We start from the raw sequence: 8122 nt of genomic DNA, 5'->3' as shown, positions 1-8122 counted from the left end.
AAGCACTTAGAGTCATTACAGCTTTACATAACGTCGGTTATCGGCGCGGAAACAACGGGAGTAGAAGTAGCTGCGAGAACTCCCGTGTCCGTTCTCATTCCAGATGTCAGTTTTCGCATTCAACGTGTCAGTTAACGGATTACAGACGATTCTCAGTTAAGTTGTCAGCGTGGCTGAATGTGAGGCTTTGAGGTCCCTGCCGGCGAATGCGACTGACTCGGCTCGGATTCTCGCGCGGTTGGATGGACGCATCCTGGATGAGCCGGTGTTGCCGGCTTGCGCATCGCTGCGCTTGGAATCTTCGCTGCCGGTCCGTTCCTTCTTTTCCTGGCCGGGCAAGCGGAATTACGAGGGTTCGTGGTGGTCCAGCACGACGTGCGCACATGTGGGCTTTGAGAGTCTGCTGGAGCGGGATTTCCTGATGCTTGCCGACTATGACAGGGACGTTGTCGGGATCGCGTCCCAGCCACTTGCTGTGCTGTGGCCTAAAGGGACTGATAGTGCCCGCGGCCATGTGCCGGACTTCTTTTTGCGACTTCGTGATGGCGGCGGACGAGTCGTGGATGTGCGGCACCCGGACCATCTGGAGGCCGGGGCCCGTCAGTTTTCCTTGACCCGGGCGTTGTGCGATGAGGCTGGCTGGGACTACGAGGTGTTCTCGGGGATGGCAGAGCCGGCGGCTTCGAATCTTCGTTGGCTCTCTGGATACCGGCTTCACAGATACGCTCCGCCCAGCACGATCGTGCCCGCGCTCATGGAAGCAGTCGATTCGGGTGTCTCCTTGTCCGCTGGCGTGCGGCGCGCTTCGCGAATGCTGCGGCTCGAACCTTCCACCGTTCAGGCCCATCTGCTGCATCTGGCCTTCATTGGGGTCCTCCAAGTCGGCCTGGACGAGCCATTGTCGATGGAGGCTTGGATCGCCCCGGCCCAGGAAAGGTCGCCGATGCCGAGACTGGCGGCTGCGTCGTGAAGTCCGTTCGCCTTTTCGATTTCATCCAGTTCGACGCAGGATCCTGGCAGGTTGTAGCCCAGGACGGGCCCGAGCTGGCCTTGAAGAATCTTGCTACCAATCGCATCCGACGAGTTCCGGTGGCCGATCTGTTGATCGATGATTCGTACTTGCCGGATGACCCCCCGTCCTTCCCCTCGCTGGACAATGCTGCGGCTCTGGAGACGCTCTCCCCCGGCACCCGTGACGGTGTCCTTGCCCTTCACCGGCACGTCCACGAAGTGCTCCACGGGATTCCTCCAGGGTCTCTGCCCGGCACGAACCCGAAGCCCGAATACGATCTCGCCAACCCCTTGCAGGTCCGGATCGAAGCCAAGCTGACGGAACTCGCTGCCCGTGGGATGGCCATGACTGAGCGGACAATGTTCCGCCATATCGCCGACTACCGAGCTCATGGCATCGGGGGCCTCGCTGACGGCAGAGCCACCCGCCAGATGAGCGTGGCCGGGCGAACCGACCCCAGAGTTTTTACACTGGTCGAGGCTGAATTGTCCGGGCAGAAGGATGCTTCCACGGGCACGCGATCTCGCGTCATTGCTCGGGTCCGGGCGGCCGCAGCCAAGTCGGATCTCGCCGTGCCATCAGATGCAACGCTCTACCGCATTCTGAAGAAAATCGAGGGTTCAAGGCACCCCTTCGGAAACGCGACCACGCGCCGGACTCAAGGAAACCGACCGGACAGGCCATGGGGACGCCAAAGCCCATCCCGCCCCGGCGAACTCGTGGAGATCGGCTCGACCCCGATGGACCTCATGGTCGTTTATCCGGACGGCAGCAGCGGACGCGTGGACCTGACTTTCGCACTGGACATCGCCACGCGCACCCCGTTGGCGGCCATCCTCCGGCCGGTGGCAACGAAAGCCGTGGACGCGGCCGTGCTGCTTGCCCGTGCCATGACTCCCCTGCCGATGCAGCCGGGATGGGATGCATCGTTGAGCTATTCACGATCCGTTCTCCCGCCTGGAATGCTTCCGCGCGACGAGGATATGCGCTCCGCTATCGCCGCCAAACCGGTCATTGTGCCCGAATCCATCACGGTCGACCGCGGCAAGGTCTTTGTCGGCTCGACCTTCACGGCAGCTTGCGAGCGTCTGCAGATCAGCATCACCAAAGCGGCCCCTCGGACGCCCACGGACAAACCCCACATCGAACGGTTCTTTGCAGGCGTCAACACAGGGTTCACCCAGTATCTTGCCGGCTACACCGGCCCGAACGTGGTCCGGCGGGGCAAGGACCCGGCCGCCGAGACGATATTCACCCTCGCCGAAGTGCAGAACCTGCTGGACTGGTGGCTCGTGGCCGTCTGGCAGAACCGTCCGCACCCGGGACTGCGGCACCCCGCCATGCCGAAGAAGGACCTCACTCCGAACGAAGCCTTTGCCGCCCTGGCCAGCGTCGCGCCACAGATCCCCGTCGCCCTCACCCGGGACGACTACATCGCCCTCCTGCCTGTCGAATGGCGTTCGATCCAGACCTACGGAATCAACTTCCACGGCCTCCACTACGACAATCCGGGCTTTCACCCATACCGCGGTGTCCCCTCCGGGCTCCCCTCTCCGGCCGACGGGCGCTGGGAAGTTCGGTATGACCCTTACAGACTCCAGTCGATCTACGTCCGTGACCACAAGAAAGGTCAGTGGATCGAGGCGAAGTGGACCCTGTCCACGCACCTTGTGGGACCCTTTTCCCGCGACGTCCTTGCCGCCGCGAAGAAGGCCATCGACAGGCGAGGCGAGACGGTCGCCGGCAGGGATCTTCTTGCCGAGATCAATCGGATCCTGACCGCCCCCACGGGACGCGCCGAGCGCCAGGCCACACAACGCACTCACACAACACCGTCGGCCGTCCCGGAACAGGAGGCCGGGCCGGACCCGATCACCGAACCCACTGCTACGCCGGTGGCGCCGATCCGGGCGCCGGACCCAGTCATCGTGGAATTTCCTCGGCGCCGCCGCCACGGGCGACGCATCGATCTTCTGGAGGACTGAGACATCGCCATCCCAGATAGCCTGGCGGCCTGGCGCGATTTTGTCGCGCATTTACCTGAAGAGCCCCTAAGTCTGACGCTGTCAGAAGTGCAGGCACTCTCCGTTGAGGCGAAGTCTGCCTACGACCGCACCCGGTTCGCATGGCTCGCGGCAGACACTGTCCTGGAAACCACAGACACACAGTCGCTCTCCCGGCAAGCCCGAATTGCCATAGCCCGCAACGCGGCCAGCACGGCGACCGCCAGGCGGGGCATCGCCATCTCAGGCGCCGCAGGAATGGGGAAATCGACGGCGGCTCTGCTTCTAGGCAAACGCCACGACAAATCAGAGCGCAAACGACTCGGACGCGAGGACGACCGAGAGTTCGCGCCTGTGGTTTACACCGTTGTCCCGCCTGCCACGACGCCGAAAATGCTCATGCAGGCCTTCGCGCAGTGGCTCGGACTGCCCGTGCTCCAGCGGGCCACGGCACCGATGCTCGCCGAGCAGGTCGTAGCCATATTGCGCACCTTGGGCACGTCGTTGGTGATCGTCGACGAAGTGCACAACCTCAAGACGAACAGGCAGGCCGGAGCCGAAGCCGCAAGCACCCTTAAACAGTTCGCGGACCGTCTGGACGCGACCTTCCTCTACGCCGGAATCGATCTTCCGACAACCGACCTCTTCGCTGGCGAAATGGGCCGACAGATCAAAGCCCGCATGATCCTCCACGAGATGACCCCATACTCCATCGGGACGAAAGCGAACCGTGAATCGTGGGCCGACCTGGTGCTCGGAGTCGAAAACCTCCTACCGCTGGCCGCGCACATCCCAGAGTCCCTTGCCGAGGAGTCTCTCTACCTCTGGGACCGGACCGGCGGGAGCATCGGTGCACTTCGCGGCCTTCTCTCGGACGCAGCCATCGGCGCGATCCTCGACGGCACTGAAAAGATCGACCGGCGCAGGCTCGAAGCAACAGCCACGGACTATGCAGCCCAGGAACACCACCGATCACACATCAAATCCGGCGCCTCAAAATCCAAGAAAACTGGAGTCAGGATGGCCCAGTGATCCTCGGCCCCCTCCCGGTGCGGACCCGCCTCACCCACGGCGAAGGCATCGAGAACTATGCGATCCGCCACGCTCAACGCAACGGCACCACCGTCGAACAAATCGAGAATGCCCTCCGTGAGGCTGGCGTTATGCCCAGGTCCCGCGCCCGACGGCACCCCGGACGCCTTCAAGCATGGAAACAACTGGGCGGACTCCACGACCGGGCCTTCGAAGCGCGGCTGTCGATCGGCGGCCACCCCGTCATCGAGCGGGCCCTATGCTTGCGCTGCGCCAGCGGAAACCAGCGAGTCGGCCGGATTCCGTCCATCGGCTGGGTCTGCGTCGCTCACCGTCGATGGATCGGCCGCGACCAGTTCGACATCCGGCAACTGCCTGAACTCGTCGCCGCAGAACGCCGCTTCAGGTCGACCCTGGTCTCCCGCGGAATCCACGTCGGCACGCCCGCGATGCTGGCCGCGAACGAATGCGCGAGTGCCGGCATCGCACTCTCCACCCTCGAAGAACGCGGCGCACGGGCAGGAAGACATGAGTACGAAATGCTGATCTACCCGGAAACTGTGAGAATCGCCCGACTCATCACCCGGCCCTCCTTCAAAGACTGGGTTCAGAATCCGGCACTCCCGGCCGAGCAGCGGCGCGATCGGGTCGCCAGCGAAATAGCTACCACTCTTTTCCGCACTGGCCAAAGCCACCGACGCCGCCGGGCGGCGCAGCGGATCGAAAACACGCTCCGAAGACTCTCCCGCCGCGGCATCGAATGGCTGACCTAAACCTCCCCAGCGACGCCACGAGCTCAAAGAATTACGGAACTGACAACATGAATGAGAAAGATACCGCCAGATTCTTCTCATCCAACCTGTCAGTCCCCACGTCGCCACTGACAACTGCATTGAGAACGGACAGCTGTGTTTGGCCCTCAGGCAGGGGCTTTCGGCCGAAGCCTCGGTGTGGTTAGAACTGGCCGGCCAGGGCTCGGTTCACGGCGGGGATGTCCAGGAAGGCAGGGTTAAACGGCGAGTCGGATCCGGTCACGTAGGCCACCCAGGCGGCATATTCGGCGTGGCCGGGATGAGCCGGGGCGGCCAGCGCATCCATGATCTCCTCGTAGCCGGGTAATCCACCGGAGTCCTCCAGGGGGCCGCGCCGGGCGCCGTCGGTTAGCACGGCCGGCGGAGCATCTGCGCTGGCCGGCCGGCGGGAGATCAGTTCAAGCCGGTGCAGCCAGCTGTCGCCAAAGTCGTATTCGTAGAAGGCTGCCCCGGACCCCAGGGCGAGCAGCTGCTCCAGCGTGAACTCCTCTTCGGGCCTGTCCCCCGGTTCGTCGCATTCCCGGCCCGGGAGCCACTGCAGGACCTCGGGAATTTCGCCGTCCACGGGCCGCAGCGGCGCGAAGGGAGCATCAGGGGTGAACCTGTGCAGGTGCGAGTCCTCCCAGCCGAAGGCTGCCTGCAGGACCCGGTGCACCTGGCCCAGGTCCAGGGAGCCCCGCATCTCCACCTGACGCCAAATGGCCGGGACGCTGTGGACCAGTTCCACGCGGACCTCCAGGATCGACTCCCGTCGAACCAGGTTATGAGCCTCCGGCTTGTTCATGCCGCCTATTCTTCCAGGGGACCGCCACCATACCCGGAATGGTGGCGGACGCGGGAGCAATCCTGTCCTTAGCGGACGTAGGGCGGGACGGAGGCGTCGGTGAATGGCTCGAACCAGTCCTGGATTTTCATGGGGGCAAGGCCCAGTTGCATGTTCAATTCGATGTCGTCTTCGAAGCCGTCCATGGCGTTCTGGTAGAGCATCTCACTGTCCGTATCTTCGAGCATGTGTTGTTCAAGTCGGCTCCGCCAGTCCTCTGCTAGATCGAGGCTATACAGGTCCTGGATGACTTCGACCTGGTCAAGAAGGCAGCGGAGCGCCAGTTCCTGGGCTACGCAGGAGGGACGGGTCCATCTGCGGGCCAGCGCGCCGGTCATGTCCGCAGCGATGACGAGAAACTGCCGGGCGAACCGGACGTCGTATTTGTCGGCGTGCCTGGGCGGCAGCCCGGACAGGACGAAGGTGTTGGCGATATCCTGCCGGTCAACCCGCTCAAGGTTCCGCAACCCGTTGAGATCCTCGAAAAGCTGGTCGATCAGGACGGCGGAGGCCTCCCACAAGGCGCCGGCGAGGAGCTTGGCCTGGAACAGGCTCCTGTCGCGCCGCTCCGGGGTGATGGAGCCTGCCCATTCGAGGTCATCAGCCTCCAGCCGGTTCCGCCGGTTCTCAGCCAGATCCTCCAGCTGCGGTTCTAAACCCAGCTGCTCCAGGCTCAGGCCAGTCAATTCCTCGCCGACACGGAGGGCGTGCTCGACATAGTTCTCTTCCCCGGTCATGGCCCCGATGCTACCGCCTTGCCCTCCGTTCCTGCGGTAGTACAGGACTTGCCGGGGACGCCCCCGCTGCCGTATGGTGGCAGAAGTTTCACCACTTTCACCACTTTCACCTAGTTTCACCCAGTTCGCAGGAGGCTAGGGTGCAGAACCCCTTCAAGCCCACGGCCGGGGCAACTCCCCCCGAGCTGGTCGGACGGGCCGGACTTTTGGATGAGTTCGAGTACGGCCTGCAGCAGGGCTCCGGCGCGCCAGGGCTCCTGACCATCATCACCGGCTCCAGGGGCATCGGCAAGACAGTCATGTTGAGCGAAGCCGAAGGAATCGCCCGGAACCACGGGTGGGCCGTGATTTCCCGGACAGCCACGCCAGGCTTCCTCGCCGGGGTCGGCGACGACATGCTCCGCCTTCTCGACGAACTCGGGGACGGGCCTCCATCCCGGAAGATCACCGCTTTTTCGGCAGCAGGGTTCGGGCTGACAACCCAACTCCCTCAGGAACGGTCGGCCGACTGGCGCCGCACCGGCAACGAACTGTTGCGCCTGCTGGACGCACAAGGCACAGGACTCGTCATCACTATTGACGAGATACATGCCGTAGACAGGACGGAAATCTCCCAGCTGGCAGCCGACGTCCAGCACTTCATCCGCGACGGGCTGCCCATCGGCCTGATCTTCGCAGGCCTGCCATCAGCCGTGTCCGACCTCCTCAATGAAGGCGTTGCCACCTTCCTGCGGCGGGCCGACAGGATCAATCTCCACGAAACCGCCATCGCGGAAGTCACCGCGTCGTACAGCGAGCTCTTCAGCCAGGGAGACATCAGCGTCTCCCCCGACCTCATCAATAAGGCAGCCGAGGCCACCGAAGGGTATCCCTTCCTGATCCAGCTCGTCGGCTACTACCTCTGGCTCGAAGCCGACAAGGCAGGATGGAAACTGGACCAGACAAACGTCCAGCGTGGAATCGCTGCCGCCCAACGACGGAACACCTTGGTGGTCGTAGAGTCGGCGCTCTCGGACATTTCCGGCAAAGACCGCGAGTTCCTCGACGCCATGGCCGCACAGGATGGTCCCACTGCCGCAGGACAGATCGGCGCCATCATCAAAGCCAAGCCCAACCTCGTATCCAAGTACCGGAACAGGCTCATCGCTGCAGGCCTGATCGAGTCCGCAGGCTACGGCAAAGTGGACTTCGCGATCCCCGGACTCCGCCAATACCTCCGCGAGTAGATTGACGGAATCTGCATTTTTGGCTCTTGAAAATGAGCGGGAAAGAGGCGCTGTAGAGGCTCGATCCAGGGACTCGCCACCTCTGGGAGTAGCCGCCGAGCGCGGCATTCAAGGGTTTTCTCCGCGGCCGATCGATACCAGCAGCCATGGTGCGTGGCACCGCGCCAATCGCGCTGAATGACAAAAAGACGTCTCTGACCTGCAGATTTGTCATAATGATGCATCTAATGAATCATCGATTCGGTTTTTGAAGCAGGTGCGTGAGGCGGAGCGCGCTGGTGGGTGGCCTAGTCCCTCATCGAGGGCGTCGCTTCGTCCAGCTCGGTAACGACGCTGCGGGCATCAGGGGCGTTCGCAGACTGCAAATCCTCCAGAGAACGCTCCTGGTATTCCTTGACGTCGGAACGGGCTTGGTCATAGTCGGCTGCCACAAACTGGCAGGGATACTTGCCGTGATCGTGCTCGCGGTGGTTCTCT

7 protein-coding genes and 1 pseudogene are annotated in these 8122 nt (G+C 63.1%); 5 read left to right on the top strand and 3 right to left on the bottom strand.

Going from position 1 to position 8122, the window contains the following annotated elements; all coding sequences use genetic code 11:
• The first annotated feature begins 169 nt into the window (after positions 1-169).
• From EU811_RS21660 to EU811_RS21645, 4 genes are all read left to right on the top strand, one after another.
• Complete coding sequence (locus EU811_RS21660; RefSeq protein WP_142940334.1) at positions 170-970, top strand: TnsA-like heteromeric transposase endonuclease subunit; 801 nt, start codon at positions 170-172, stop codon at positions 968-970.
• On the top strand, positions 967-2997 hold the full coding sequence (locus EU811_RS21655; RefSeq protein ID WP_142940333.1) for a Mu transposase C-terminal domain-containing protein: 2031 nt from the start codon (positions 967-969) through the stop codon (positions 2995-2997). The genes EU811_RS21660 and EU811_RS21655 overlap by 4 nt, the downstream gene beginning before the upstream one ends.
• Before the next feature lie 87 nt (positions 2998-3084).
• Entirely contained in the window at positions 3085-4047 is a 963-nt protein-coding gene (locus tag EU811_RS21650; protein WP_238703508.1) for an ATP-binding protein, read from the top strand.
• Entirely contained in the window at positions 4044-4820 is a 777-nt protein-coding gene (locus EU811_RS21645) for a hypothetical protein (protein WP_142940331.1), read from the top strand. The genes EU811_RS21650 and EU811_RS21645 overlap by 4 nt, the downstream gene beginning before the upstream one ends.
• Positions 4821-5001: 181 nt before the next feature.
• Here EU811_RS21645 and EU811_RS21640 read toward each other — a convergent pair whose 3' ends face one another.
• Together EU811_RS21640 and EU811_RS21635 are read right to left on the bottom strand one after the other, a co-directional pair.
• Positions 5002-5643, bottom strand: a complete 642-nt coding sequence (locus EU811_RS21640) for a plasmid pRiA4b ORF-3 family protein (protein ID WP_142940330.1) — start codon at positions 5641-5643, stop codon at positions 5002-5004.
• Positions 5644-5711: 68 nt separating this feature from the next.
• Complete coding sequence (locus EU811_RS21635; RefSeq protein ID WP_142940329.1) at positions 5712-6419, bottom strand: hypothetical protein; 708 nt, start codon at positions 6417-6419, stop codon at positions 5712-5714.
• A gap of 140 nt (positions 6420-6559) precedes the next feature.
• On the opposite strand from EU811_RS21635, the gene EU811_RS21630 reads away from it, so the two are divergent.
• Entirely contained in the window at positions 6560-7645 is a 1086-nt protein-coding gene (locus EU811_RS21630; RefSeq protein WP_142940328.1) for an ATP-binding protein, read from the top strand.
• 308 nt (positions 7646-7953) lie between these two features.
• Here EU811_RS21630 and EU811_RS24675 read toward each other — a convergent pair.
• Positions 7954-8076 (bottom strand): annotated as a pseudogene (locus EU811_RS24675) (DUF4193 family protein); the annotation flags it as partial.
• Positions 8077-8122 lie beyond the last annotated feature (46 nt).

The sequence above is a fragment of the Arthrobacter sp. TS-15 genome (assembly GCF_006964045.1).
Taxonomy (GTDB): domain Bacteria; phylum Actinomycetota; class Actinomycetes; order Actinomycetales; family Micrococcaceae; genus Arthrobacter.
The sequence above is the reverse complement of the archived record's forward strand: the minus strand, read 5'-3'. Positions and strand labels throughout refer to the sequence as shown.

Bases quoted from the DNA above. Each gene is read 5' to 3' on its own strand.
- EU811_RS21640 (WP_142940330.1), bottom strand. From the start codon at position 5,643: ATGAACAAGCCGGAGGCTCATAACCTGGTTCGACGGGAGTCGATCCTG.
- EU811_RS21635 (WP_142940329.1), bottom strand. From the start codon at position 6,419: ATGACCGGGGAAGAGAACTATGTCGAGCACGCCCTCCGTGTCGGCGAG.